This window comes from Rhodococcus sp. 05-339-2 (genome assembly GCF_002258965.1).
GTDB lineage: Bacteria > Actinomycetota > Actinomycetes > Mycobacteriales > Mycobacteriaceae > Rhodococcoides.
The window spans coordinates 759,653-785,986 of record NZ_NOYW01000016.1 but is presented as its reverse complement, the minus strand read 5'-3'; the positions used below and the strand labels follow the sequence as shown (position 1 = coordinate 785,986).

Below are 26,334 nucleotides of genomic sequence, written 5' to 3'. Positions count from 1 at the left end.
CAACACATCGCGCGAGCGGGGCCTTCGGTCGAAACCAGGTGGAGCTAGGGAGCCGGGACGAACCCTGCGCCGAGTCCGTTGCCCTGATCGACGTTGCGAAGGATCGCGTCGAAGTTGGTGCCGACCTCGGGTCCGAAGCACGCCACGCCGAGGTAGGCGTTGACCATGCCGACGAGGGTGTTGCCGACGACGACCGGGCTGCCCGAGTCACCTTCGACGACGCACAGCTGAGCCCAGGTCTCCTGCGACTGCAGAATGTCGCCGTACGCGAGTCCGCAGGTGTTGCCGGTGGTACGGCCTTCCTTGCAGACGATGTTCGGGAACGCCGTCGGCGGGCCGACCTGAGAGATGGTCACATTGCCGACGCGGTTGATCGGTGCGACCTTGTCCCGCTGGAATTCGATGAGGGCGTAGTCGTATTCCGGGTTCGAGAACGCGATGCGGCCGACCTCGCCGAGGGAGGTGTCGTATTCGGGAACGATGGAGGCACCCGCCTGGCCGCAGTGGCCGGCAGTGAAGCCGACCAGGTTTCCGTTGCGGTCGTTTCCGATCGTCGTCAGCGTGCACTCGGCCTGGCCTCCGACGATGATTCCCGAGCCGCCGCCGAGAGCAGCTGGAGCGGCCGCGGATGCGGTCCCCACGCCGACGCTGGCTACGATTGCAGCCGCCCCCACGACGACGAGCATGAATTTCTTGAACATGTACTCCCTCTCAGCGGTGTCGGCAGAACCCTAGCAACAACAGGTGTACGAACACGAGTGAGTCGTTCATACGTCCTGCTCGAGGGCGGCAAGCGTCGTGCGCGCCTCTTCGAGTTGCCGGCTCAGTTCTGCAACGCGCCGTGCGGCCTCTTCGCGCGCGTGGGAGATGACTGCCTCGACTGCGTCGCGTGCCGTGGGATCGCCCAACTCTCGAACAGCGCGGCTCACCGACTCCGGGCTCACCGGTTGCGCTTTGGTGGGCCGCTTCGCACCCTGGGTCACCGTGACCGACCAATCGTTGTCGGCCCCGGCATGAATGGTGACGCTGATTCCGCCCGGTGCCTTCTTGACTCGACGGGAAGAAGAACTCTGCGGTGACGCAGTCTTCGGTTGTTCCACCGCCTTGGGCTGTACCGGTTCTGCCTTGGGCGCTACCGCCGCGGGCGCGGGTTGCGGCTCGGCTTTTCTCACCGGCGGAGCCGCCGAGGTCTTCTTGGCAGGTACGCGCTTGGCCGGCGCAGGCGGAGTTGCCGCGTTGCGGGTGATGCGCAGTTCCTCGGCTTCGTAGGGCAATTCGTCGTTGACGCCCTTCGGGCTGATCGTGACCGTGTTGCCGTCGATCGACACGACCTTCGCCGAGGTGCCGTCGGGCAGCCCGAGGCTCGGGTTCGGTTCACGGAGATAGACGGTGGCACGACGCCCCTCGGCCAGCGCCGCCGCCAGTGTCGTCAGATTCTCGGGGGTCAACGAATCGTTCACGGCGCGCCCACGGGGTGGCATTCGACTACCGACCTTTCTCGAAAGTGTTTGCGAATACTGTCGCACAGATGCAGGTGAGATGCGGCCGGGCAGCGCAGAGCGCGTCGGATCGACGCATCGAGAGGCAATTTGTCTGTTAATCCAAGTAACTGTAACCACAAGTAACTGTTACTTGGATTAACACTTAGATTGAGGGTGACCGAGAAGGTCGATGACTCCGACCCTATACGACAGCCGTCGCGCGCGCCGCCCGAGCCCACTCCAGGTGTCGTCGACCCTCACCGAGTACCGGCCGGTAGCTGCCCGACTCTCGGGGAGATCGGCGTCCGGGAACCACCCTCGCCGAACCACCCTCGCGCGCGGTTTCTGCCGCGTAGCCTGGCGGCGTGCCTTCTTGCGGAGGTGCGGAACAGGAGTCTCGATGTACCACCTCGACGCGGACGAACAGTCGCTCAGCGACGGTCCGCACGTGTATTTGCTCGACGCCAAATCCACCCTCGAGGTGCAGGCTCTGAATCAGTGGATCGACGCCACCACACCGGACGGCGAGCCCCGTCCGCCCTCGGTTGTGCTCTCGGGTGAGGCGAGAACGTCACTGTCGGACAGTGTTCGCGGGTACGCCGACGATCCGCTGCTCATCCCGCTGCGGGTCACGTTGTCCGATCGCAAGAACGGCATTCTGCACCGCATCTTCGCGCCCCGTGGTCGGTCCAAGCCCACCCAGGTATGGCAGCGATGGGTGGCAGGCGACGACCCCGACCACTCCGCGGTGCTGGTCGGGGAACCCGCGACACTCAGTGATCTACGAGAGCGGTTCGAACGCGGTGGCGGCACGTCCCTGTCGTCGTTCATTCTGCGTCAGGCCAGTCTGGCATTGGACAAGGCCGAGCGCGGCGTCATCGGCTCCGAGTACAAGATCCCGCGCTTCGTCGTCGAGGACATGACGGAGCAGAAGAAGTTCCGCGACGGGATCACCGAGCTCGCGGAAGAGGTCGGCCAGGATCGCGAGGCCGTCGACAAGCGCGTCCAGGACATCCTGGGCGAGATGGTGGCAACCGAGACCCGTCGTGCAGTCGAGATGTGGGGAACCCTCGGGGCGTACTTCTCGCGGGCGTACAAGGTGGACGTGGACCGCGATCAACTGAAGAAGGTGCGCGAGCTCAACAAGAACTATCCGTTGGTGTTCCTTCCCAACCACCGTTCCTATCTCGACCCGCTCGTGCTGCGTCCGGCGCTGCTGGCCGAAGGTCTGCCGCTCAACCACGTCATGGGCGGCATCAACGTCGGCTTCTGGCCGCTGGGTCCGATCGCCAAACGCAGTGGCGTGGTGCTCATCCAGCGGAAGTTCTCGGACGCGATCTACAAGTGGACGCTGCGCCAGTACATGAGCTTCCTGCTGAGCAAGCGGTTCAACCTCGAGTGGTACATCGAAGGCGGCCGCAGCCGCACCGGAAAGCTCCGCCCGCCGCGGTTCGGGTTGTTGACCTATCTGGTCGACGCACTCGAGACCAGCGATGCCGAGGACGTCTACCTGGTTCCGACGTCGATCACCTACGACCGCCTCCACGAGGTCGGTGCGATGGCCGAGGAGTCGCACGGAGCGAAGAAGCAGGCCGAGGGCATTCGCATGGCCATCGGCTACATCCGGGCGCAGGGCACGTTGCGCGGCAACGTGTACCTGAACTTCGGCGAGCCGATGTCGGTGGCGTCGATCGTCGCCGACAATCCCGACAAGCGGGTGGCGGTGCAGAAGATAGCGCTCGGCGTCTCCCACGCGATCAACGACGCGACTCCGGTGACGCCGGCGGCGTTGGTCACCATGGCCCTGCTCGGCATCGAGGATCGCGCTCTCAACGTCAACGAGATGTGGGCGATCATCGCCCCGCTCGCGCGTTACATCAAACGCCGCAACCTGCCCACCGCGGGCGGCGTGGACATCGCCGACGTCGATGTCGTGCGCTCGGCCGTCATCGCACAGGTCAACGCCAACGTCGTCAAGCGTTTCGACGACGGCCCCGAGCCGCTGTTCTACCTGGCCCAGGACAAGCACCTGGTGGCAGCGTTCTTCCGCAACAACGCCATCCACTTCTTCGTCATGCGCGCCATCGGCGAGTTGGTGGTGCTCCCGACCAGCGGCGATTCGACGCCGTTGACCCAGGAATCTCTGTGGCAGTCGGCACTGCAGTTGCGCGATCTGCTCAAGTTCGAGTTCTTTTTCGGCGACAAGAAGGACTTCGGCGAACGGCTCGAATCCGAGGTCGATCTCATCGATCCGGACTGGCGTACCCACATCAGCGACCCCGATTACGCTGCGCGACAACTTCAGTCGCAGGATCTGCATCTGGCGCACCGCGTGTTGCAGCCGATCTTCGAGGCCTACCAGGTGGTTGCCGATCAGCTGATGTTGCTGCCCCAGAGCGGTGAGTTCGACAAGCCGAAGTTCATCACCGAATGCCTCGGCGCTGCTCAGGCCAGACGGCTTCGTCAGCAGCTCGATCACAGCGAGTCGATCTCCGGCGAATTGTTCGACACGGCACTGCAATTGGCGGAGAATCGCGACCTGGTCGATTCGAGCGCAGACGGTATCGCCCGCCGCCGCAGGGCATTTGCACTCGAGATCGACGAGTGGGCACGCAAGGTGCGCACGATCCGCGACATGGCGCACCGCATGCTGCGCGAGGTGGATCCGATCTCGGCCCCCGAGGAGAACAATTCATGACCGAATTCGACGATCGACTCATCGCGATCGCCGCCGCTCCACCCGGCCGAGACACCGTGGCATTCTTCGATCTCGACGGCACTCTGATCAACGGGTTCTCGGCCCGCGCAGTGTTTCTCGAACGACTCAAGACCCTGGACGTGACGGTCAAGGAACTGTGGGAGATATCGAGCGCCGTCGTCGAGATGCGGATGCGTAACTCCCCGGTCGACAACCTGATGGGCAAGGCAGTCCGCGGCCTCGAAGGCCGTCGGGAAGAAGACCTGATGGAGCAGGCGTACACGCTGTTCCGCAACGAGATCGCGCCGATGATCTACCCACAGGCCCGCGCGCTCGTCGAAGCTCATCGCCATGCCGGGCACCGACTGGTGATGGCCACCTCGGCCACGCCGTACCAGGCTCTGCCCGTGCAGCAGGACATGATGTTCGAGACTCTGCTCTGCACCACTCCCGTGGTCACCGACGGGATACTCACCGGCGAACTGGTCGGCGATTCGTTGTGGGGCCCACGCAAGGCACAGGCCGCGATCGACTACGCCGAGCGGGAGGGCATCGCACTGGCCGGCTGCTTCGCCTACTCCAACGGCGGCGAGGACGTGCCGCTGCTCGAGGCCGTCGGGCGACCCGTCGCACTCAATCCGGACCCGGAACTACAGCGGTACGCGGCAAAGAAGAAATGGCCGTCGCTGACGCTGGAGAGCCCCAAACGCGGCACCGACCTCACCTCGGCCGTACGCAGCACCGCCGCTCTCGGTTCGGTGCTGGCCAGCGCATCGATCGGACTGGGACTGGGACTGCTGACGCGCAGTCGCCGCAACGGAGCGAACATCACCAGCACCATCGCGCCGGACATCGCGTTGACCATCGCCGGCGTCAAGCTCGACGTGACCGGTACCGAGAACGCGTGGTCGGCACGCCCCGCGGTCTTCATGTTCAACCACCAGAGCACCGCCGACTCGATCATCGTCACCTCCATTCTCCGACGCGACATCACCGCGGTCGCCAAGCGAGAACTCGAACGCGACCCACGATTCGCATTGCTGGGCAGGATCTTCGACGTCGCCTACGTCGACCGCGGCGATCCCGCTCAGGCCCGCGAGGCGATGCGCCCGGCCATCGAGAAGCTGCACAGTGGCATCTCGGTCGCCATCGCGCCCGAGGGGACGCGGATGCCGACGTCGCGTCTCGGCCGATTCAAGAAGGGCGGATTTCACCTGGCGATGCAGGCCGGAGTGCCCATCGTTCCGATCGTCATCCACAATGCGGGCGACGTGATGTGGAAAAAGGATTTCACCGTCCATTCCGGTACCGTCAAGGTCACCGTCGGCGAGCCCATTCCCACCACGGACTGGGAACCCGAGAAGATCGACTCGTACGTCGACGATGTCCGATCCTATTTCGACAGAACGTTGGGATATGCCTGAGAACCAGATCAACTCGGTGGTGCAAGCGGAGATCGAACGCAATCTCCTGGGGGGCACGCCGAAGTACAACCGTTCCGACATCGTCAGCAAGTCGGGGCTGCCGCTCGAGCGGGTCATCGCACTGTGGATCGGCATGGGCTTTCCCATCCACACCGACACCGAGGCCGTCGTCTACACCGACGCAGACCTCGAGGCACTGAAGCTGATCACCGGACTCACCGAACAGAAGGTCATCAAGCCCGAGATGGAGGTCGCGATTGCGCGCACCCTCGGCCAGTCGATGTCCAGGCTCGCCGAATGGCAAGTGGGCGTGGTGAACTCTCACATCCTCGAGCGCATCACAAGTAACGACGAGGACAAGAACGACATCGACGCCATCCGGCGCAACGCCAGGGACATCGCGGCCGAGACTGTGCCCACCCTCGAAGCGCTCCAGGGTTACACCTGGCGTCGGCATCTGGCCGCAGCAGCGGGACGGTCCATCGCCGCTCCCGACGACGCCACCGACAGCCCCGTCATGGCCGTCGGCTTCGCGGACATGGTCGGCTACACCAGCCTGACGCGTCGACTCGACATCGGCGAACTGACGACACTGCTCGAGGAGTTCGAGTCGCTCGCCACCAATATCATTGCGCGCGGACGTGGTTCGGTGATCAAGAACGTCGGCGACGAAGTGATGTTCAGCGCACAGACGCCCGAGGACGCAGCGCACATCGCCCTCGACCTTCAGGACGCGTTCGCCGAGCAGGAAGACATGCCGGACCTGCGCGTCGGGTTGGCCTGGGGACCGGTTCTCGCCCGCTACGGCGACCTGTACGGCTCGGTGGTCAACATCGCTGCGCGCCTGACCAGTTCGGCCAATCCCGGAACGACTCTCGTCGACACAGTCATGACCGAAGAGCTGCGTCACGATTCCGAGTTCTACCTCAAATCGATTCGCTCACTACGGGTCAAGGGGTTCCACAAGCTCAAGCCCCACGGACTCAGGCGCAACAAGCGCAACGGTCAGCGCAGCGAGGAATAGAACTCGAGGTGTCGACGCGCGGCCTCGTCCCACGTCAGGCTGCGCGCCAGCGTCAGACCGGGTGACGGGTCCTGCGGGGTCGCGAGCGCAAATTCCAGTTCGGCCGCCATGGTCGCTGCCGTGGACGCGTAGGTAACACTGTCCCCGAACACTTCCCGCAGGACCGGCAGATCTCGCGCGACCACGGGAGTCGACGCCGCGAGAGCCTCCATGGCCGCCAGCCCGAAACCCTCCTTGGTGGAGAAGAACGGCAGCACAGCGGCCTGCGCCACGAGGTGCGGCAACTCGTCGTCGTCGACGGTACCGAGTATCACCGGCTCGATACCGAGTTCTGCTGCGCGCCGGTCGAACTCGGAACGGTAGTCGCGGTAGTCGAACAGCGTCTCGCCGCCGGCGAAGACCAGGCGCAGATCGTGCGCAGCAAGCCGGGCGAAGGCGTCGAGCAGATCGAGACTGCCCTTGCGTGGTTCTATACCCCCGACTGCGAGCACGTAGCGGCCGAGCTTCTCGCGCCAGTGCGATCGACCCGATTCCGCAGCCGCAGTGAACCTCTCGGCGTCGACGCCGTTGGGTATGACCGTAGGCTCGAATCCCCATCCGCGGCGAACATCGCTCGCCACTGCCGCCGACACACAGATACGCGCATACGGCGCAGTGATCGCGCGTTCGTGGCATGCGGCCAGCTCGGGCGTGGTGAACTCGTCCAGGTGATGGATGGTCCTGATGCAGCGGCCGACGGCATTGGCGGAAATGCAGTCCTGCGCGTGGACGATGTCGTACTCGTCCGGTGTGAACGCCTGCCGCAGAACATCTATCGACCGCAGAATTCGTTCTCCGACGTTCTCTTCGTCCCGGTGCTCGAACGGGACCATTCTGATGTCGACTGCGGGGTCGACGGCACGGAAGAACGTGCTGTCTCCACCGCGACCGAGAGACCACACCGAGACGTCCTGACCGGCGCGCGCCAGTGCCTCCGCCAACGCCAGCGTGTGCACCACTCCGCCGCGCGGCTTGGACGAGTACGTCAACAGGCTGATCTTCACTGGCCCGGCTTCTCCTGCAACAGATTCGGATAGGCATCCACCCGGCGTTCCGCCAGGTGATGCAGTCCCCGGCGGGCTCGGTCGACCTCGGCGTCGACATCGATCTCGTGCACCGCGAGCCCGCCCTTGGACCAGGTCCGCGCCAGTACGTCACCACCGGGACCGACGATCTTCGCCTGACCCAGAAAGCGGAGGGACCCCATCACCCCGGTCTGATTGGACGAGACCAGCACCACCTGGTTCTCGGCCGCTCGGGCTGCGTCGTACAGATCGAACAGTCGGGACTGTCGATCGTTCGGCAGCGAGGACGCCCGATCTGTGACGCTGGCGGGCCACGCCGACAGCGCCGCAATGATTCTCGCTCCGTCGAGCGCCAACGTCCGCGCCGACTCCGGGAACGTCTTGTCGTAGTCGATCAGCATCCCCATCCGCCCCACCGGGGTATCGAAGGCCTCGAAGTGGTCACCGGCCGCGTAGGCGAGCGACTCCCCGAGCGGCTGATGCACCTTGCGGTGACTACCCAGAATGCCGTCTCCCGTCAGACAGGCGGCAGCGTTGTACCGCAACCCTTTCGACAGCTCGGTGTACCCGATGCAGATCGTCATGTCTCCGGCCGCGGCGATGATGGCGGCCAATTCCGGACCGTCGGGATCGAGGGTGGGCGGCAGTTCCGCGGGATCCGGATTGCTCAGGCTGTTGATGTAGCCCCCGAGGGACGCGTCGGGCAGCACCAGGAGATCGATGCCTTCTCGAGCCGCACTGGAGATGATCGTGGTGATCTTCAGTACGGCCCGGTCGACATCTCTCCCGAAATGTGCTGCCAGCGCGCCGATCTTGATAGGAGCCAACGGGACTCAGACCATCTGGCTCTGCGGCTGCACTGAGCTTCGAGACTGTGCTGCACTGATCTCGAGACCGATCTGGTCGGCGAGGAACTGCGCGTCCCGGGCCACCGAGGCGAAGCGTCCCGAACCCCAGGTGTGCTGCCACGGCAGGCCGAGGAAGTACAGGCCCGGCACCGAAGTGACGCCCCGGTTGTGCGTCGGGTGCCCCTCACCGTCGAAGGTACCGACCTTCAGCCACCGGTAGTCGGTGCGAAAGCCGACCGACCAGACGACGGCCTTGATCTCGGTGGCGGCGAGGTCGAGTTCGGTGGTCTCGGTCTCCGGCCGCCACACCGGCACGTAGCGATCCTCGGTGGGGGCGCTGATTCCCTCGCGCTCGATGTAGGCGTCTATGTTGTCCTTGATGCTTTCGGCCACCCGATCCGCGGCATCGAGAGATGCCTCCAGGGTGGGTGCGAACTGCAGAACACCGTCCTCGACGCCGAGCAATCGGCCGTAGAGCTGCATCCCCTCGGCAGCGAATGCGCGCAGGTCGATGTCTCGACCACCGTCACGACCGGTGACGTAGTGGTTGGTGTTCTCGCGTTTGCCGACGCCACCGGGTTGATCTTCGATGGAGACATCGTAGACCCCCATGTCGTGCAACCAGGCGACACAGTCGCGGCCCCGATAGAAGCGTGCGACGCGGGGAGCGGTTCCGGCCACCAGGTGAACACGTCGGCCGTCGAGGTGCAGGTCCTCGGCGATCTGAGCACCGGACTGTCCGGTGCCGACCACCAGCACGTCGCCGTCCGGGAACTGATGGGATCCTCGGTAATCGGACGAGTGGATCTGGACGATGTCACGCGGTAGCTTCTCGGCGAACCGCGGGATGGTGGGGATGTGATAGCCACCGACGGCAACGACGATCTGGTCGGCATGCATGGGGCCGTCGGACGTCTGCAGGTCGAAGCCGCCATCCAGGCCCTGCAGAGCTCGGTCGACAGAAACATGTTCTCGTACAGGCGCATCGAAGCTCTCGGCGTAACGGCGCACGAAGGCGTACACCTCGTCGCGCTGCATGAACCCGTCGGGATCGTCACCGTCGTAGGAGTATCCAGGGAGTGCGCACTGCCAGTTCGGCGTGACGAGAGTGAAGTTGTCCCAGCGCGAGTCCTTCCACTCGTGCGCGATCGTGTCGCGCTCCAACACGAGGTGTTCGATGCCACGCTGCGTCAGATGCCAGCTGATCGACAGGCCGGCCTGTCCGCCGCCGACGACGATCACTCGGTGATGCTCGACGATGTCTCCGGTCACAGCAGTTCAGCTCCCGACATACTCAGTACGCGAACGGCACCGGCCTCGTACGAGGTACTGACACCGTGGATCTCTTCCATCTGCTGCGCGGCCGAGGTGCACCGCATGCCGAACTTGGCGAGAACTCGATCGCTGGCGATCGTCAACGCCTCCGACGTCCGCTGTACGAACTCCGCCACCGGGTACTCCTGCCCGGGTGTCAGATAGTCGTGCATCACCAGAGACGGTGAATAGCAGGACTGTTCGCGACCATCGGGCCATCGGACGAGGAACGACATCTCAGGCATGGATCGGCTCCTTCGTGATGGTCCGATACACGGACGGGCGGCGATCACGAAGGTTGTACATGCCGCCGCCACGTGCCGCGCCGATGAGTGCGGCGACGTCGACGGTGGCCGTGGCCAAGCCCCGTTCGACGCCCGTTCCGGCGAGGATCTCTCCGCCGGGTCCGACGATCTTCGCGCTGCAGACGAATCGAAGCGATCCGAAGGTGCCTGCCTGATTGGCTGCGACCCAGACGATCTGGTTCTCGAGAGCGCGGGCTCGGTCGTAGATGTCGAACCGCTGTTTCCACCGGTCCTCTTCCATGTTCTCGACGGTCGCGGTGCGGGCCGTCGGCCAGGCGGAGATGGACGCGACGATCTCGGCACCATCGAGCGCGAGTTCCCGTGCTGCCTCGGGGAATCCCTTGTCGTAGCAGATCTGCATGCCCATGCGGCCGATCGGAGTGTCGAAGGCGGAGTAGCTGTCTCCCGCGTCGTAGCAGAGGTTTTCACCCAGCGGCTGATGCACCTTGCGGTACGAACCCAGAATGCCGCTGCCGTCGACCGTCACGGCGGCGTTGTAGCGGGTATCGCCGTCCTTCTCGCAGAAGCCGAACGTGATGACGGTGTCGCCCGCCATGTCGATGACCCGCCTGATCTCGGGTCCGTCGAGTTCGAGGGCCGGGGGAAGTGCTTTCAGTCGACGCTGTCGCGATTCCTCGGTCTCGTCGCCGCCACCGAGGCTCGGCAGGTAGCCGCCGAGGCAGGCCTCGGGTAGGACGAGCAGTTGGCTGCCGCGGTTGCGTGATTCCTCGAGCAGGGCGGCGATGGTGGCGTAACCCTGTTCCATGTCGCGACCGAACTCGGCTGCGGCGACAGAAATGGTGACGGGCTTCGGGTGGGTGGTCATGCTTCTCCCAATCCGGTCACGGTGGACGTGACCGCGCGAGTGGTGATTCCGTCGGGCCATCGCAGCGCGACGCCCGGAATGTCGGTGAGCTCTCCGCAGACTGCGGACAGGGCAGGTCCAGACGGTGCAGTGGGTGCACCGGGACGGTCCGCGGTGATCATCGCGAACCCTGGAAAACACGTGATCCATTCACCCATCGACGCTGCGTCGGGCTTCGGTATCGAGGCGATGTCGAGTACGGCACCGGTTCCGCTCGCCTCGGCGAGCATTCCGGTGGTGCCGGCCAGGCCCGCCATCGAGACGTCCTTGGCGGCCTTGGGTGCGGTGCGGGCAACGAACGACGCCATTTCCGTCAATTCGTCGGAGTTCCGGCGTGAAGACGAATCCCATTGCTGCCCATGGTATCCGCGCCTCCACTCGCCCTCGACGTCTGCGGTGAGCGTCAACCGATCGCCGACGCTTCCGCCGCCGGCACGCACCGGTCGAGAGGTCCGCCCGAGTGCGGTGACCGACAGCGATGACGGCACCCCGGCCTGAGTGTGGCCGCCGAGCACCGGAACCTGCCATGCCGCAGAGGCATTGGCGAGACCCCGGATGATGCGGGTCAGCCGACTCTGGGTGGGGGCTCCGACGGAATCGAGCATTCCGACAGCGCGCGCACCCATCGCCGACAGGTCGTTCAGATTGACCAGCGCCGCGCACCAGCCGGCCCACTCCGGATCACGATCGACCATGGAAGGGATGATGGCATCGCACGCGGCGATCATGTCGCTACCTGGTACCGGAACGCCGTCGTCGCCGCGAAAACCTCTGGCTCCGAGCCCGAGTGGCTGCGCCTTCAGAGGTGCGAGCACCCCGGCCAGCATTGCCTTGGTCGACGAGACGAGTCGTTCGATGCGGTCGATCGGCCAGTACATCGCAACGTGCGGTGTGTTGGCCACCTCGACGTCGCCGCGGCGAATCCACCCGAGGCGGGTGAACAGTTGCTCGTTGCGCTTCTGCACCGTCGCGTCGAAGCGAAGTACGCCTCGACTCTCCGCATGGGCGCAGGCTGCCCGAACCAGGGCGGGCCCGACGCCGGACGTACGCGCCGCGGCGGAGACCACGAGGCGACTCCCGGACCACCACCCCAGATCCGTTGCGGTACAGGGTGCCAGCCGCACTCCGCCGAGCACCGTACCGTCCCGATCGGTGGCGACCAGAACGACTGCGCGGGGATCGTCGTCGACGTCGTCGTGATCGGTGCCGGCGAACAGGCCCTGCTCGGCAACGAAGGTCGCTCTCCTGAGGGCACGATAGGCGTCCAACTGCGCTGCGCTTTCGCACGGTTGGATGATGAACCTCGGCTCGACGACAGTGGTTGCAGTACCGGACAATCCGGCAAGATCGCCCGCTTCTACGACACCGAACATGTCAGCCTCCCGCGTTCTGCAGAACGCTGCACGCACCGCATGCCGCGCAGCCTGCCTTCTGATCGGATCCGAGCATCGCCGCGGCCTGGAGTTCCTTGGCGACGCGTCGGGTGATGTTTTCGAGGACGTCCCGGTCGGGGGCACTCGCTCGGTCCACGTCCACCGCCAACGTTCCGGCGAGCGGACGGAACGGAACGACGAAGGGGTAGACACCCATGTCGATGAGTTCCGCTGCCCCGGCCACCAATTCGTCCGGATCCTCGCCGAGCCCCACCAGAATGTACGTCGAGACCTGGTTGCGTCCGAAGACACGAACCGCTTCTCTCCACGCAGCGCGGTACTCGTCCATCGAGACCGACGCCTTGCCCGGCATCCACCGGCGTCGAACGTCGTCGTCGAGGGATTCGACGTGGATGCCGATGGATTCGGCACCGGCGTCGTACAGATCCTGAATAGTCGCAAGGTCGCCGGGAGGTTCGCACTGCACCTGGATCGGCAGCTGCGGAACCACAGCCTTGAGGGCTCGCACGCATCGAGCCAGGTGACGGGCACCGCGGTCCTTGGCGGCCGAGGTGCCCGTCGTCATGACCATCTGCGTGACGCCATCGAGCCGCACCGCAGCCTCGGCCACCTCAGCGAGCTGCGCCGGGGTCTTGACGGCGATCGTGTCGCCGGCGTCGAGCGAGGCTTCGATGGAACAGAAGCGGCAGCGTTGATCGGCGTCGTAGCGGATGCAGGTCTGCACCACGGTGGTCGCGAGAACGCTGGTGCCGTGCAGCTTCGCGATCTTCTCGTAGGCGATACCGTCGGCGGTTTCCAGGTCGTAGAACTTCGGACGGTCGACAGCCTGCACGTCGAGCCCGATGTCGTTGCCGTCGAACAGCACTCGACCCTCTTCGAGGACGTACGGACTGAGCGGATTGCGCGGGATGGCTGCGCCGAGGCCATCGATCGTGACATGCCCGTCGTCGCTCGGCCCGGCGCCTGCCGTTCTCGAGACCGGCGTGGATCCTCGGATACCGAGCAACGCCAGATCTACACGCGTACTGACCGACACGGTGCGCTCCTAGACCATGTAGGTCGAGTTGATGATGGCACCCTTGCGCGCGTAGTGGATCAGCGCGTCCTGCACGTCCAGGGGGTGGGCCGGGATGACGCCCTCGATGAGGTCCTCTTCGCGACCGCCGTGCAGGGCCAGTCCGAAGCGGCAGCAGAACACGGTGCCACCCTCGGCGATGAATGTCGCGAGCGAATCGTTGATGTTCTGCTCGCCCGGGAACCCGGAGTCACCGGTGGTGGGAAAGCCGCGAGTGGCAAGGCAATTGATGGCACCGGGACCGTAGAAGTACATGGCCGACTCGAAGCCCTTGCGCAGAGCGCGGGTCGCCTGGAGTACCGCGACGAACGACACCGAGGACTCGTGCGCGATGCCGTGCACCAGCGTGAAGTAGCTCTCGCCGTTCTCGGCCTTGTAATCGGGGAAGATCTTGGTGGAGCCGTAGATGTTGCTGCCCTTGGGAAGTGAAGGGTGCGGAATCTCTTCGAGGGACTTCTTGATGTTCTCGGCGATGGACTGGTCGAGATCTGACACTGGTGTCTCCTGAGGTTCGCGGAACTGGCTGAATGCAGTGGGCAACTACTCGAGATGCGGTGGACACCGATGGCCACCTGAGGAAGAGAGGTCATGTCCGGCGAGAGAGCGGATCCTCTGCGGCCGTGGAACAAGTACAAGCCCCATCCATTTCCGATTGGTCACACCCGGAACAACGCCGTGTTTCGAGGGCCTCACAGTGTTGACGTGGCGTTACGCGGATAGTGTGGAGCTGCATCACCCATCCACCACGAACTGGACGAGGAACTCGATGATCGGCGCCGTCACCGGCTTGTTGTATGCGTTGTCCCTGGTCGTCGGTGTCTGGGTGCTCGCGAAGCTCGTCACGAACCGACCGGTTCTGCTGAAGAACAAGTCCGATCGCGCACTGTTCTGGACCATCGCGGCCACCGAGGCCGTCGTCGCGCTGCAGGCCGTCATCGGGTTCGTCATGATGTTCACCTCGGACCGCGAGATACACCGGCTGACATTCGGGTCCTACCTCGTCGGGCTGCTGTTCCTTCTCCCCCTCGGCACGTGGTGGTCTCTGGGCGACCGCTCCCGCGGCGGCACTGCCGTACTCCTCGTTGCCGTCCTCACCCTCGCGGCCATGGTGCTGCGCCTGAGCCAGATTTGGGCCGGATATGCCTGACAACCTCCAGCAAGCGACGCGCACCGGATTCGGGCGCTTCCTCATCGCCGTCTACGCCGTGTTCGCCGTCGCCGCGACATCACGCTCGATCGTGCAACTCACCACGCGATTCGACGACGCACCGGTGGCGTACCTGCTCTCGGCGTTCGCTGCTGTGGTCTACATCGTCGCCACGGTAGGACTGGCCCGAGCAACAGAAGCGTCTCGACGAGTGGTGACGGTCTCCTGCATCATCGAACTCGTCGGAGTCATCGGCATCGGCACGCTCAGCTACATTCAGCCCCAGGACTTCCCGGAGCCGACGGTGTGGTCGCACTTCGGATCCGGATACGTCTTCATCCCGGTGGTGCTCCCCATCGCGGGACTGTGGTGGTTGCGAAAGACCCGACAGCTCTAGGGGTCCGTCACCGGACACACGGAAAGTCTCGACCGTCGTGAATACGTAGGCCGCTCCGGAGAACTTCCAACAGTGAAGCGCTGGGATCCGGGTTGCGGACTCGGAGTCCCTCGATGCTCGGCCTTATCACAGGGTACCGACAAGTCCGGATAAGCGAATAGTTAAGCAGGACAACAGTTTTCGATTCAATCATGGTTGTCAGTCGAACGCACGTTCGATACACTTCATGGCATGACCACAGCGATCTGGCAACTGAGCGAGGCAGAACTCCTCGCCGACGCCGCTGCGGTCTCCCACCAGATTCAGCTGCTCGAAGCCCGGCGGATCGCTCTCGTCGCCGACATCGACACCCGCGTCTCCCGCGAAAAACTCGGCTTCCCCGGACCTGCCGGCTGGCTGACCTCCACCACCCTGCTCTCACCGTCCAAGGCCACCAAGATCGTCGCCCTCGCCCGCGGACTGAAGAACTTCCCCGACATCGCCGACGCCGTGAACACCGGCGTCATGTCCGTCGACCATGCCGCGTTGATCCTCACCTTCGCCGAAACCCCACCGAAGAATCTGCCGCAAGAAGGCCAGGACATCGCGCGGAAAGCGATGATCACCGCTGCGACCGGGCCCGGTGCACGCACCGGCCGGATCCGCGAAGCCATCACCAAACTCCACGACACCTACGGCGGCAAGACACCACCCGCCGACGACACCGATCGCAACGAACTCTTCGCCTCCAGGACCCTCAACGGGCGGTTGGTGTTGAAAGGGGATTTCGATGCGATCACCGGAGAAAAGCTGCTCACCGCACTCTCACCGCTGACCGAACCACGACCCGCCGCCGACGGCACCGAGACACCCAAAACCGGAGACGACCGCAGCCCCGCCAAGCGACGAGCCGACGCCTTCGGGCACATCCTCGACCAGTACCTCGCCTCCAGTGATCGACCCATCGAAGGCGGTGAACGCCCGCACCTGAACCTGCACATCAGCCTGCGCGATCTCACCGACCTCCGCGACAGTGCCGACGCCGACGACATCGCCGACGACGAAACCACCCGCGCAGCAGCCGACTCCGACACAGATCCAGTTACCGCCGACCGCGGCGCGTACCGGGACCTGTTCGGCGACGGCACTTCGGTCGGGTGGCTGCCCTGGATGGGACCGCTCTCGCGCAACACTTCCCGGCAACTCGCCTGCGACTGCCTGCTCACCGCCATCGTCATGGACGAGACGGGTTCCCCGATCAACCTCGCCCGCACCGCACGCACCGTCACCGCCAAACAACGCAAAGCCCTCATCGCGAGAGACCACACCTGCGCCTTCCCCGGCTGCGGAAAACCCGCCGCCTGGACAGAAGCGCATCACATCCGGCACTGGGCCGACGGTGGCCCCACCGACATGAACAACCTCGTCCTCCTGTGCGGATTCCACCACCGACTCCTCCACCACAGTGACTGGGAAGTGTTCATCGGCGTCGACAACCACCCGTGGTTCGTGCCACCGGCCACCGTCGACCCGTACCGACAACCCAGACCATCCCACGCCCGAGCAGGCCCCCACATCGCCTGAGCCTGCCCACACGAACCGCAGAAACAATCCAGCCCCGCACCGAGAACACGGTACGGGGCTGGAAGAGATTGTCGTGCAGCTAGTTCAACGAAGATCCGTCAGCTCAACGCCGCCAGGTTCGCAACGGATTTCTTCACATCGGTATCGAGTGCTCGCGCCACCACCGATCCCACCGGACCGAACAGCACACCCCCGCCGAACTTCGCATCGAGCGTCAGCTCCGATCCACCCTCGGCCTCACGTACATGGACCGTCAGCGAGATTCGCACTCCACCCTTACCTCGGCCGGACATCTCGATCAGCTTGGGTTCGTCGTACTCCGTGAAGGTCCAGTTTATCGTGTTCTTGAAGCCCTTCACCTTCACCAGCGACTCCACTTCGGTGCCCTTGCCGACCTTCTTGGGCGGTGGGCTGCACCATCCACCGTGGATGGTCATCCACTCGTCGAACCGATCGAGTGCGGAAGCTTTGTCCCACGCACCCTGCGGATTCTCGGGCATCTGTACTGAGACACTGATCGTCGCCATAAGAAAAGAGCCTGTCACAACTCCCCCGCATCTTCAGACGGCGGCCGTTAACCTGAGACGATGGCCACCCTCGAGATCGATGGTCGCAAGGTCTCCGTCACCAACCTCGACAAAGTGCTGTTCCCCGAAACGGGGACCACCAAGGGCAACATCATCGAGTACTACGTTGCCATCGCGCCTGCGATGCTTCCTCACCTCGTAGGCCGAGCGGTGACCCGTAAGCGTTGGCCCAACGGCGTGGACCAGTCGTCGTTCTTCGAGAAGAACCTCGCCGCCTCCGCACCCGACTGGCTCGATCGGCGTTCGATGCAGCATTCCGACCGCGTCGTCACCTACCCATTGTTCTCCACTGCAGCCGATCTGGCCTGGCTCGGTCAACAAGCGGCCATCGAAGCGCACGTGCCACAGTGGCGGTTCGACGGCACCGAAGCCGGACCGGCCACCCGCATGGTCTTCGACCTCGATCCCGGCGACGACGTGGATCTCGCGCGATGCGCCGAAGTAGCCTGCGAGATAAGGGATCTGATCGGCGATATCGGGATGACCGCATATCCGGTCACCAGTGGCAGCAAGGGAATTCACCTGTACGTGCCGCTCGAGAAACCGCTGTCGACCTCCGGCGCGTCCACGGTCGCCAAACGTGTTGCCACGCTGCTCGAAGAGCGCTCGCCGGACCGGGTCACGGCCACGATGGCGAAGGCGAAGCGAACCGGGAGGGTGTTCGTGGACTGGAGCCAGAACAACGGCAAGAAGACCACGGTCGCCCCGTACTCTCTCCGTGGACGAGCGCTCCCTACGGTCGCGGCACCACGCACCTGGGACGAGCTGGAAGCATCGGGGCTGCAACAGCTTCGATTCGAAGAGGTCCTCGAGCGATTCCAGGACCTCGGCGATCTTCTCGCAGAGCTGGACCCCACCGTCGACTCGGCACCCGAAAATATTTCTGCCACAGATAAACTCGCCAAGTACCGCAGCATGCGTAGCGCCGACAAGACCCCCGAACCGATACCGACCGCCACCGAACCGCAGGGCAACAACGACACGTTCGTGATCCAGGAACACCATGCCCGACGGCTGCACTACGACTTCCGACTCGAGCACGACGGCGTCCTGGTCTCGTGGGCCGTCCCGAAGAACATCCCGGTGGACCCGAAGCAGAACCGGCTGGCGGTACACACCGAGGACCACCCACTCGAATACGCGTCGTTCTCCGGTCGGATACCCAAGGGCGAGTACGGCGGCGGCGACGTCTCGATCTGGGACAGCGGAACCTACGAACTCGAGAAATGGCGAGAGGACGAGGTCATCGTCGTTCTGCACGGAAAGAAGGCGACCGGGCGCTTCGCCCTGATCCGCACCAAGGGCAATCAGTGGCTCATGCATCTGATGAAGGACGTGCCCGACAAGCCCGAGCCGAAGAACATCTCGCCGATGCTCGCCACCGCGGGCGACATCCTCGATCTTCCGGACGACGAGTGGTCGTTCGAGGGCAAGTGGGACGGGTTCCGCATCATCGCAGAACTGACGCACGGTTCGATGACGCTGCGCACGCGAAGCGGTAACGACTACACCGAAAAGTTCGGCGCACTCCAATCTTTCGCGGATGACCTGGCCGAGCACGACGCCATCGTCGACGGAGAAGTCGTGGTATTCGACGACGACGGGGTCAGCAGCTTCGAGAAACTGCAGAACGCCACCCGTGACCAGATCCGATTCATCGCGTTCGATCTGCTTCACCTCGACGGCACGTCACTGCTGCGCAAGAAATACTCGGATCGACGACGGTTGCTCGAACTACTGACCACCGGACTCGACTCGGTGCTGGTGCCACCGCGGCTGACGGGGACCGCTGCGGACGCCATCGCCGAAAGCAGAGAACGAGGCTGGGAAGGCGTCGTCGCCAAACGAACCGACTCCGTCTATCAACCCGGCAAGCGCGCCCACACCTGGATCAAGCACAAGAACTGGCGGACTCAGGAGATCGTGATCGGCGGGTGGCGTCGGGGGCAGGGTCGTCGTTCCGGTGGGTTCGGCTCACTCCTGATGGGCATTCCCGACGGGGACGGATTGCGATACGTAGGGCGCGTCGGAACCGGGTTCGACGACCGTGCGCTCGATACGCTCGCTGCCCTCCTCGCGCCACTCGAGGCGTCGGACAGTCCCTTCTCCTCGGTGCTGCCCGCGGCCGATCGGAACGGAGCGGTGTGGGTCGAGCCGGTGCTCGTCGGCGAGGTGCGGTACTACGAGGCCACGGAATCCGGCCATCTGCGGCATCCGAGCTGGCGCGGTCTCCGCCCGGACAAGGAACCGAAGGCGGTGCACCGGGAATGACGAGAAATGCCTCGGGTGAAAAACTTGGACCCGGTCGGAAAAACGAGGATAGGTAACGTTCGGTTGCCATAAATTGAGCCGATGCGTACCGTTGCGCCCATCGTTTCCGGGGGGAGCGTAACAACTCGAGCATCATCAGCTATAACGGTTTGCGGGCCGGCTCTACGGGGGCTTGCCAGATCGCCGCAGCGCTCGTCGCTTCGGTTCAGGCACGGAGGGGTTTACCACATGCGGGTTCTCAAGTTGGCAGGCGCTGTCAGCATGACGGCGGTTGCAGTTCTGTGTTCGTCACTCGTCGGCGCAGGTCAAGCTGCTGCTGCGCCGCTGTACCCGACACCGATCGCCGACGGCTTCTACGCACCGCCAGCCGATCTCGATGCGCTCGCTCCGGGCGACGTGATCTCCAGCCGCCCGATGCCACCGCCGCCCGGATTCTTCGGCGTGGACGTGTGGCAGTTGAAATTCCGCTCCACCAATTCGGCCGGCGATCCCATCGCCGCAATCAATACCGTGTTGGTTCCACAAAACAAAGCACCGAACGGCCCTTTACTTTCTTACCAACACATCATCAATGCACTCGGTCTCGAATGTGCACCTTCACAAGCGCTCTGGACCAACGATCCCAATTTGATGATTCGTGAGGCGCCCGCTCTGAACGCAGTGCTGCAGCGCGGGTGGACGGTCGTCATCGCCGATCACCTCGGACCCAACAGCGCCTACGGTGCCGCCAAGCTCGGCGGGCAGATCGTGCTCGACAGCATTCGCGCCACTCAGCGCTTCGATCCCATCCAGGTTCAGCAGAGCCCCGTTGCGTTGGCCGGCTACTCCGGCGGCGGAATGGCCACGGCATGGGCAGCCGCGCTTCAGAACGACTACGCGCCCGAGCTGAACATCGTCGGCAGCGCGAACGGTGGCGCTCCGATGAACCTCGAGCGGATGGCCCGCGATCTCGGTTTCGCCCCGCACCCCATGTTCGGTCTGGCGTTCGCTGCCGCGCTCGGTATCGAACGCGAGTACCCCACCCGCATCCCGATCAGCTCTCAGCTCAACCCGCTCGGCAAGGAGATCGAGAACAAGATCCAGAACGGGTGCACCAACGACATCATCGCCGCGGGCGCGGGTAAGAGCGCCATGGAGGTCGCAGGCACGCTGGACCTGATCAACAGTCCGGAAGCGATCGCCGCCGTCAACGACAACAGTGTCGAGCTGTATCCCGGTGTACCGAAGGCACCGTACTTCGAGTGGCACAGCCCCACCGATGCGTTGATCCCGGTCAGCGCCATCGACAACACGATCGCCCGATACTGCCGCGCCGGAGTGCTCGTGACCGAGGTGAAGGTGCCCAGCAACGATCACCTGACCGCTGCCGTACTCGGCCTGCCACAGGCCCTCGAGTGGATCGACCAGCGATTCGCGGGAGTGCCGGCCACGACCAACTGCTGATCGCGCCGCCCGATCCCCTTGCACATGATCGACGCATCGGTGGGTCGGTTAGGCTAACCTCGCTAAATTCAGTAGCGAGGAGATCACATGAAGAAGACCGTCCAGCTCGTGGCCGCCGGTGCGTCCGTCCTGGCACTGGCAGCCGGCTGTTCGTCCGATGCCGACACCGACGTATCCGGTGGCCCCGGCAGCGCTGCCGGCTTCCCCGTCACCATCGAGCACCGTTTCGGTGAGACCGTCATCGACGCCGAACCCACCCGTGTCGTGACGATCGGCTTCAACGAGCAGGACTTCGCACTCGCGCTGGGCGTCAAGCCCGTCGCGACACGCGGCAACCTGAGCTACGACTACCGACAGCGCCCGTGGGCTCGAGCAGCCCTGGGCGGAACCGAGATTCCCGAAGTCGGCAGTACCGACCTCAACCTGGAGCAGATCGCGGCGCAAGCACCCGACCTGATCCTCGGCCCGTACTCCTTCATAGACCAGGGCCAGTACGACACCCTGTCCGGGATGGCCCCCACGATCGCCGACATCGGCGGCTACGACGACGTACCCGCCGCCACCTGGCAGCAGGAGTTCGCCGTGGTCGGCGAAGCCCTCGGCAAGTCGCAGGAAGCCCAGGATCGAACGGCCGAGCTGGAGCAGAAGTTCGCCGACACCGAAGCCGCGAACCCCCAATTCACCGGCAAGTCACTGTCTCTCGCGTTCGTCATGGACGACGGCAGCTACCTGCTTCTCGGCAAGGACGACATCCGCGCCCTGTTCTTCACCGACCTCGGATTCGAGATTCCCGACGCCTCCGAGACCATCAGTGCGGAGAACCTCGATCGACTCGACACCGACGTCCTCGTCATCGCCGGCCAGAGCCGCGAGCAGCTGCAGGCCAACCCTCTGCTCGCCGCCCTCGACGTCGTCCGGCAGGACCGGACCGCGTACATCGGCTCCTTCAGTACGGACCTACCCTCGGCCCTCGGATACTCGAGCCCACTGTCGCTGGACTACGCGATCGACGGATTCACCCCGATGCTCGCCGCCGCAACCGACGACGACCCAGCAACCGTGGTCCCGGACCCGGTTTCGTAGGGTCACTCCGCAGGCTCCGATCCCGGCTTCGCAGGCTCACTCCGCCTGTGCGAATTGCGTCCGATGCAGCTCCTCGTAGCGGCCACCTGCTGCGAGGAGCTCGTCGTGGGTGCCGCGCTCGGCGACTCTTCCGTCCTCGATCACCAGGATCACGTCCGCAGCTCGGATGGTCGACAGCCGGTGCGCGATGACAACCGACGTCTTGCCTTCCAGCGCCTCGGCCAACGCGGCCTGCACCGCGGCCTCCGACGTCGAGTCCAACGATGCCGTTGCCTCGTCGAGGATGACCACTCGCGGCTGTGCGATCAGCAACCGCGCGATCGTCAAGCGCTGACGCTCGCCACCGGAGAGTCGATACCCGCGCTCGCCGACGACGGTGTCCAGACCGTCGGGCAGGGAGCGCACGAGGTCCGCGAGCCGCGCCCTCGAGAGCGCATCCCACAGTTCGTCGTCGGTGGCGTCGGGACGCGGCAGCAACAGATTCGACCGAATGCTTTCGTGGAACAGGTGCCCGTCCTGGGTCACCATTCCCACTGTGCCGCGGACGGATTCGGCCGTCAGGTCCCGCACATCGACGCCGCCGAGCCGGACCGAGCCGCCGTCGACGTCGTAGAGCCGTGCGATCAACTGCGCGATCGTGGACTTGCCTGCACCGGATGTGCCGACCAGCGCGACCATCTGGCCGGGTTCGGCTCGGAACGACACACCGTGCAGAACCTCCTCTCCCCCGCGCGAATCCAAGGTGGCGACCTCCTCGAGCGAGGCGAGCGATACTTTGTCCGCGGACGGGTACGCGAACCTGACATCATCGAGTTCGACGGCCACCGGCCCGGGCGGTAGCGCTGTCGCGTCGGGCTTGTCGGCGATCAACGGAACGAGGTCGAGGACCTCGAATACTCGCTCGAAGCTCACCAATGCGCTCATGACCTCCACGCGGGCGCTGGCCAGCGCGGTCAGGGGTGAGTACAGCCGGGCCAACAGAAGTGACAGTGCCACAACCGAACCCGGGTCCAGAGTCCCGCGGAGGGCGTAGAAGCCGCCCAATCCGTACACCACGGCGAGCGCCAGTGCCGAGACCAGTGTCAGCGCGGTGACGAACACCGTCTGCACCATGGCACTGCGCACTCCGATATCGCGCACCCTGGCCGCCCGGACCGCGAACTCGACCGATTCCTGTTCGGGATGCCCGAACAACTTCACCAGGGTTGCTCCCGGTGCCGAGAAACGCTCGGTCATCTGCGTACTCATCGCCGAATTGTGCGCTGCCGCTTCTCGTTGCAGCCGCGCGAGGCGTCGACCCATCCGGCGCGCAGGAAGTACGAACACCGGCAGCAGGACCAGTGCGAGAAGGGTGATCTGCCAGGAGATTCCGATCATGACCACCAACGTCAGTACCAGGGTCACGAGATTGCTGACGACACCGGACAGGGTGGTACTGAATGCGCGCTGAGCTCCGATCACGTCGTTGTTGAGTCGACTCACCAACGCACCGGTGCGGGTTCGCGTGAAGAATGCGATCGGCATCCGCTGCACGTGGTCGAACACTGCCGTCCGCAGATCCAGGATCAGGCTCTCGCCGATGTTCGCCGAGAGCCATCGGTTGATCAGACCGACCACAGCGTCCACCAGAGCGATCCCTGCGATCGCCGATGCAAGCAGTACCACCACGCGTAGCTCTCGTCCGTCGACGATCGCATTGACCACCCGCCCCGCCAAGACCGGCGTGGCCACCGCTAGAACGGCAAGAGCCACGCTGAGCACCAGAAACCCGCCGAGTGCGCGGCGATGCGGTGCCGCGAACGTCAGGATCCTGCGGGCCGTCTCCTTCGAGAACGACGACTGGGTGTCGGGCCTGTTCATCGTGCGATACATCTGATTCCAGGCGGTCATCTCCATGCTCATCCCACCAACGTAGAACCTCGACATGACTCGAGGTCAAGCGCGGCACCCGAGACCGACGGGAGGGGCAGGCGGCCGAGCCACCTGCCCTCCCACGACGATCACCGCGGCGCTATGCCGCAGCAGTTGCCGTCGCCGGCTCCAGCGCGAGCGCGAGAATATCCGCGACGTCGGTCATCGGACGAACATCCAACGCCTCCAACACCTCTGCGGGTACGTCGTCCAGATCCGGCTCGTTGCGCGCCGGAATGAACACGGTCTTCAGTCCCGCACGCTGCGCAGCCAGCAACTTCTGCTTCACCCCGCCGATCGGCAGCACCCGACCGTTCAACGTGACCTCACCGGTCATGCCGACATCCGAGCGCACCGAACGCCCGGTGGCCATCGACACCAGGGCGGTCACCATCGTCACACCGGCCGAAGGACCGTCCTTCGGCACCGCGCCCGCCGGAACGTGCACGTGAATTCTCCGATCCAGAGATTCCTGCGTGACGCCGAATTGCGCTGCGTGCGAGCGCACGTAGGACAGAGCGATCTGTGCGGACTCCTTCATCACGTCACCGAGCTGGCCGGTGAGCTCGAGCCGGGAGTCGCCTTCGGTCGCCGCGGCCTCGATGAACAGCACATCTCCGCCGAGTCCGGTGACCGCGAGACCCGTTGCCACTCCTGGTACTTCGGTGCGCTCGTGCGCCTCGGGTGTGAACCGCGGGCGACCGAGGTACGGCACCAGGTCCGGCTCGTCGATCTTCAGGACACCGGCGGTTCCCACCAACTTCGTCGCCACCTTGCGAAGCGCCTTGGCCAGCAATCGCTCGAGTTGCCGCACACCCGGCTCACGGGTGTAGTCGGCCGCGATCTTGCGCAGCGCGGCGTCGGTGACCGTCACCTCCTCGGATGTGATTGCCGCCCTGTCCATCTGACGGGGAAGCAGGTAGTTCCGGGCGATGACGACCTTGTCGTCCTCGGTGTAGCCGTCGATGGTCACCAATTCCATACGGTCGAGCAACGGCCCGGGAATCTGGTCGATCACATTGGCGGTAGCGAGAAAGACCACGTCGGACAGGTCGAGGTCCAGATCGAGATAGTGATCACGGAACGTGTGATTCTGAGCCGGATCCAGCACCTCGAGCAACGCAGCACTGGGGTCGCCGCGATAGTCCGAGCCGACCTTGTCGATCTCGTCCAGCAGGACAACCGGATTCATCGATCCCGCCTCGCCGATGGCCCGCACGATCCGGCCCGGCAGCGCGCCGACGTACGTACGACGGTGCCCACGGATCTCGGCCTCGTCGCGGACGCCGCCGAGAGCGACACGCACGAACTTTCGACCGAGTGCACGTGCGACCGACTCACCGAGTGAGGTCTTGCCGACTCCGGGCGGACCTGCGAGCACCATGACGGCACCGGACCCACGCCCACCGACCGACTGCAGTCCACGCTCGGAGCGTCGGGCCCGCACGGCCAGGTACTCGACGATACGATCCTTCACGTCGTCGAGTCCGTGGTGGTCGGCATCGAGAACCGCACGCGCCGAATCGATGTCGTTGTTGTCGGTCGCGGTGTTGTTCCACGGCAGATCCAGCACGGTATCGAGCCAGGTGCGGATCCAGCCCGACTCGGGGCTCTGATCGCTGGCCCGCTCGAGTTTGCCGACTTCACGCAGCGCCTGTTCGCGCACCTTCTCGGGTAGATCCGCTGCCTCGACGCGGCCACGGTAGTCGTCGGCACCGTCGGGCTCGTCCTCGCCGAGTTCCTTGCGGATGGCCGCCAACTGCTGACGGAGCAGGAACTCCTTCTGAGTCTTCTCCATGCCCTCGCGGACGTCACCGGAGATCTTGTCGTTGACCTCTACTTCGGCGAGATGAGCCTTGGTCCACTCGATGAGTGAGGTCAGACGCGTTGCCACGTCCGGGGTTTCGAGAAGGTCCCGTTTCTGCACGTCGGTGAGGTACGACGCGTAGCCGGCCGTGTCGGCGATCGCGCCCGGGTCGGTGAGTTTGTTGACCGAGTCGATCACCTGCCACGCATCTCGGCGCTGCAGCATCGCAACGACGAGTTGCTTGTACTCGGCCGCCAGGGCTTTGAGGTCGTCACTCGGGGGCACATCTGCAACGGTCTCGGCCTCGACCCACAGGGCGGCACCGGGTCCGCTGACTCCGTGGCCGATGTGCGCGCGGCGCGTGGCCTTGATGACAGCGGCCGGGCGGCCGTCTGCGAGGCGTCCCATCTGCACGATCGTGGCGAGGACTCCGTATGCGGCGTAGCGGTCCTCGAGACGCGGCGCGACGAGCAGCGTGCCGTCGTTGCTCGCCTTTGCGGCGTCGACGGCGGCACGCGCTGCCTCGTCGAGTTCCACGGGCACCACCATGCCGGGCAGGACGATCGGATCGGTCAGGAACAGTACGGGGACACGAACGGTTTCGGTCACTTCTCCTCCAAAGGATTGAGCTAT

At 64.6% G+C, this 26,334-nt stretch carries 22 protein-coding genes; 9 read left to right on the top strand and 13 right to left on the bottom strand.

Annotated features, from left to right (window positions below):
- Positions 1–44: 44 nt before the first annotated feature.
- Positions 45–701, bottom strand: a complete 657-nt coding sequence (locus tag CH273_RS17455; protein WP_032396769.1) for a chymotrypsin family serine protease — start codon at positions 699–701, stop codon at positions 45–47.
- 66 nt (positions 702–767) lie between these two features.
- A complete protein-coding gene (locus tag CH273_RS17450) occupies positions 768–1,481 on the bottom strand; it encodes a DUF6319 family protein (protein ID WP_032396770.1) in 714 nt (237 codons plus the stop codon).
- A 400-nt stretch (positions 1,482–1,881) separates the two neighbouring features.
- Between CH273_RS17450 and CH273_RS17445 the strand changes: the two genes are divergently transcribed.
- Genes CH273_RS17445 through CH273_RS17435 form a run of 3 tightly spaced genes read left to right on the top strand, consistent with a single transcriptional unit; the run spans position 1,882 to position 6,627 of the window.
- A complete protein-coding gene (locus CH273_RS17445; RefSeq protein ID WP_032396771.1) occupies positions 1,882–4,179 on the top strand; it encodes a glycerol-3-phosphate 1-O-acyltransferase in 2,298 nt (765 codons plus the stop codon).
- Entirely contained in the window at positions 4,176–5,603 is a 1,428-nt protein-coding gene (locus CH273_RS17440) for an HAD-IB family hydrolase (RefSeq protein WP_032396772.1), read from the top strand. Before CH273_RS17445 ends, CH273_RS17440 begins: the two co-directional genes overlap by 4 nt.
- Positions 5,596–6,627, top strand: a complete 1,032-nt coding sequence (locus CH273_RS17435) for an adenylate/guanylate cyclase domain-containing protein (RefSeq protein WP_032396773.1) — start codon at positions 5,596–5,598, stop codon at positions 6,625–6,627. Before CH273_RS17440 ends, CH273_RS17435 begins: the two co-directional genes overlap by 8 nt.
- Here the strand turns inward: CH273_RS17435 and CH273_RS17430 are convergent.
- The 8 genes from CH273_RS17430 to CH273_RS17395 are packed head-to-tail and all read right to left on the bottom strand — an operon-like array spanning position 6,609 to position 13,987.
- Positions 6,609–7,670, bottom strand: a complete 1,062-nt coding sequence (locus CH273_RS17430; RefSeq protein ID WP_032396774.1) for an MSMEG_0565 family glycosyltransferase — start codon at positions 7,668–7,670, stop codon at positions 6,609–6,611. The two genes, CH273_RS17435 and CH273_RS17430, sit on opposite strands and share 19 nt — an antisense overlap.
- Positions 7,667–8,518 carry a carbon-nitrogen hydrolase family protein gene (locus tag CH273_RS17425; protein WP_032396775.1) on the bottom strand — a complete coding sequence of 284 codons (852 nt, stop codon included), beginning with the start codon at positions 8,516–8,518 and terminating at the stop codon, positions 7,667–7,669. Before CH273_RS17425 ends, CH273_RS17430 begins: the two co-directional genes overlap by 4 nt.
- Positions 8,519–8,524: 6 nt before the next feature.
- Positions 8,525–9,799 carry an MSMEG_0569 family flavin-dependent oxidoreductase gene (locus tag CH273_RS17420; RefSeq protein WP_032397280.1) on the bottom strand — a complete coding sequence of 425 codons (1,275 nt, stop codon included), beginning with the start codon at positions 9,797–9,799 and terminating at the stop codon, positions 8,525–8,527.
- An 8-nt stretch (positions 9,800–9,807) separates the two neighbouring features.
- The gene (locus CH273_RS17415) at positions 9,808–10,098 is read right to left on the bottom strand and encodes an MSMEG_0570 family nitrogen starvation response protein (protein WP_032396776.1); all 291 of its coding nucleotides are present in this window, start codon (positions 10,096–10,098) and stop codon (positions 9,808–9,810) included.
- Positions 10,091–10,984, bottom strand: a complete 894-nt coding sequence (locus CH273_RS17410) for a carbon-nitrogen hydrolase family protein (RefSeq protein ID WP_032396777.1) — start codon at positions 10,982–10,984, stop codon at positions 10,091–10,093. The genes CH273_RS17415 and CH273_RS17410 overlap by 8 nt, the downstream gene beginning before the upstream one ends.
- Entirely contained in the window at positions 10,981–12,396 is a 1,416-nt protein-coding gene (locus CH273_RS17405; protein ID WP_032397281.1) for an MSMEG_0567/sll0787 family protein, read from the bottom strand. The genes CH273_RS17410 and CH273_RS17405 overlap by 4 nt, the downstream gene beginning before the upstream one ends.
- 1 nt (position 12,397) lies before the next feature.
- The gene (locus tag CH273_RS17400; protein WP_032396778.1) at positions 12,398–13,453 is read right to left on the bottom strand and encodes an MSMEG_0568 family radical SAM protein; all 1,056 of its coding nucleotides are present in this window, start codon (positions 13,451–13,453) and stop codon (positions 12,398–12,400) included.
- 9 nt (positions 13,454–13,462) lie between these two features.
- Positions 13,463–13,987 carry an MSMEG_0572/Sll0783 family nitrogen starvation response protein gene (locus CH273_RS17395; protein WP_027495238.1) on the bottom strand — a complete coding sequence of 175 codons (525 nt, stop codon included), beginning with the start codon at positions 13,985–13,987 and terminating at the stop codon, positions 13,463–13,465.
- A gap of 271 nt (positions 13,988–14,258) precedes the next feature.
- Here CH273_RS17395 and CH273_RS17390 point away from each other — a divergent pair, with 271 nt between their 5' ends.
- From CH273_RS17390 to CH273_RS17380, 3 genes are all read left to right on the top strand, one after another.
- Positions 14,259–14,639 (top strand): hypothetical protein, encoded by a 381-nt coding sequence (locus CH273_RS17390; RefSeq protein ID WP_032396779.1) that lies wholly within the window; start codon positions 14,259–14,261, stop codon positions 14,637–14,639.
- Positions 14,632–15,036, top strand: a complete 405-nt coding sequence (locus CH273_RS17385; protein WP_032396780.1) for a hypothetical protein — start codon at positions 14,632–14,634, stop codon at positions 15,034–15,036. The genes CH273_RS17390 and CH273_RS17385 overlap by 8 nt, the downstream gene beginning before the upstream one ends.
- A gap of 231 nt (positions 15,037–15,267) precedes the next feature.
- Complete coding sequence (locus tag CH273_RS17380; RefSeq protein WP_052049899.1) at positions 15,268–16,599, top strand: HNH endonuclease signature motif containing protein; 1,332 nt, start codon at positions 15,268–15,270, stop codon at positions 16,597–16,599.
- Positions 16,600–16,697: 98 nt separating this feature from the next.
- Here the strand turns inward: CH273_RS17380 and CH273_RS17375 are convergent, their stop codons facing one another.
- A complete protein-coding gene (locus CH273_RS17375) occupies positions 16,698–17,126 on the bottom strand; it encodes a type II toxin-antitoxin system Rv0910 family toxin (protein WP_032396781.1) in 429 nt (142 codons plus the stop codon).
- A 60-nt stretch (positions 17,127–17,186) separates the two neighbouring features.
- On the opposite strand from CH273_RS17375, the gene CH273_RS17370 reads away from it, so the two are divergent.
- The 3 genes from CH273_RS17370 (at position 17,187) to CH273_RS17360 (ending at position 21,983) form a co-directional block, all read left to right on the top strand.
- Positions 17,187–19,457 carry an ATP-dependent DNA ligase gene (locus CH273_RS17370; protein WP_032396782.1) on the top strand — a complete coding sequence of 757 codons (2,271 nt, stop codon included), beginning with the start codon at positions 17,187–17,189 and terminating at the stop codon, positions 19,455–19,457.
- Positions 19,458–19,685: 228 nt separating this feature from the next.
- Entirely contained in the window at positions 19,686–20,900 is a 1,215-nt protein-coding gene (locus CH273_RS17365; RefSeq protein WP_032396783.1) for a lipase family protein, read from the top strand.
- An 87-nt stretch (positions 20,901–20,987) separates the two neighbouring features.
- Positions 20,988–21,983, top strand: a complete 996-nt coding sequence (locus CH273_RS17360; protein WP_032396784.1) for an iron-siderophore ABC transporter substrate-binding protein — start codon at positions 20,988–20,990, stop codon at positions 21,981–21,983.
- Between the two features lie 36 nt (positions 21,984–22,019).
- Here the strand turns inward: CH273_RS17360 and CH273_RS17355 are convergent, their stop codons facing one another.
- On the bottom strand, positions 22,020–23,885 hold the full coding sequence (locus CH273_RS17355) for an ABC transporter ATP-binding protein (protein WP_032396785.1): 1,866 nt from the start codon (positions 23,883–23,885) through the stop codon (positions 22,020–22,022).
- A 109-nt stretch (positions 23,886–23,994) separates the two neighbouring features.
- Complete coding sequence (lon, locus tag CH273_RS17350) at positions 23,995–26,310, bottom strand: endopeptidase La (protein ID WP_032396786.1); 2,316 nt, start codon at positions 26,308–26,310, stop codon at positions 23,995–23,997.
- Between the last annotated feature and the right edge of the window lie 24 nt (positions 26,311–26,334).

Excerpts from the sequence above, each read along its gene's own strand:
- CH273_RS17455 (WP_032396769.1), bottom strand. The coding sequence starts at position 701 with ATGTTCAAGAAATTCATGCTCGTCGTCGTGGGGGCGGCTGCAATCGTA.
- CH273_RS17450 (WP_032396770.1), bottom strand. The coding sequence starts at position 1,481 with ATGCCACCCCGTGGGCGCGCCGTGAACGATTCGTTGACCCCCGAGAAT.
- CH273_RS17445 (WP_032396771.1), top strand. The coding sequence starts at position 1,882 with ATGTACCACCTCGACGCGGACGAACAGTCGCTCAGCGACGGTCCGCAC.
- CH273_RS17440 (WP_032396772.1), top strand. The coding sequence starts at position 4,176 with ATGACCGAATTCGACGATCGACTCATCGCGATCGCCGCCGCTCCACCC.
- CH273_RS17435 (WP_032396773.1), top strand. The coding sequence starts at position 5,596 with ATGCCTGAGAACCAGATCAACTCGGTGGTGCAAGCGGAGATCGAACGC.
- CH273_RS17415 (WP_032396776.1), bottom strand. The coding sequence starts at position 10,098 with ATGCCTGAGATGTCGTTCCTCGTCCGATGGCCCGATGGTCGCGAACAG.
- CH273_RS17410 (WP_032396777.1), bottom strand. The coding sequence starts at position 10,984 with ATGACCACCCACCCGAAGCCCGTCACCATTTCTGTCGCCGCAGCCGAG.
- CH273_RS17405 (WP_032397281.1), bottom strand. The coding sequence starts at position 12,396 with ATGTTCGGTGTCGTAGAAGCGGGCGATCTTGCCGGATTGTCCGGTACT.
- CH273_RS17390 (WP_032396779.1), top strand. The coding sequence starts at position 14,259 with ATGATCGGCGCCGTCACCGGCTTGTTGTATGCGTTGTCCCTGGTCGTC.
- CH273_RS17385 (WP_032396780.1), top strand. The coding sequence starts at position 14,632 with ATGCCTGACAACCTCCAGCAAGCGACGCGCACCGGATTCGGGCGCTTC.
- CH273_RS17380 (WP_052049899.1), top strand. The coding sequence starts at position 15,268 with ATGACCACAGCGATCTGGCAACTGAGCGAGGCAGAACTCCTCGCCGAC.
- CH273_RS17375 (WP_032396781.1), bottom strand. The coding sequence starts at position 17,126 with ATGGCGACGATCAGTGTCTCAGTACAGATGCCCGAGAATCCGCAGGGT.
- CH273_RS17370 (WP_032396782.1), top strand. The coding sequence starts at position 17,187 with ATGGCCACCCTCGAGATCGATGGTCGCAAGGTCTCCGTCACCAACCTC.
- CH273_RS17365 (WP_032396783.1), top strand. The coding sequence starts at position 19,686 with ATGCGGGTTCTCAAGTTGGCAGGCGCTGTCAGCATGACGGCGGTTGCA.
- CH273_RS17360 (WP_032396784.1), top strand. The coding sequence starts at position 20,988 with ATGAAGAAGACCGTCCAGCTCGTGGCCGCCGGTGCGTCCGTCCTGGCA.
- CH273_RS17355 (WP_032396785.1), bottom strand. The coding sequence starts at position 23,885 with ATGAGCATGGAGATGACCGCCTGGAATCAGATGTATCGCACGATGAAC.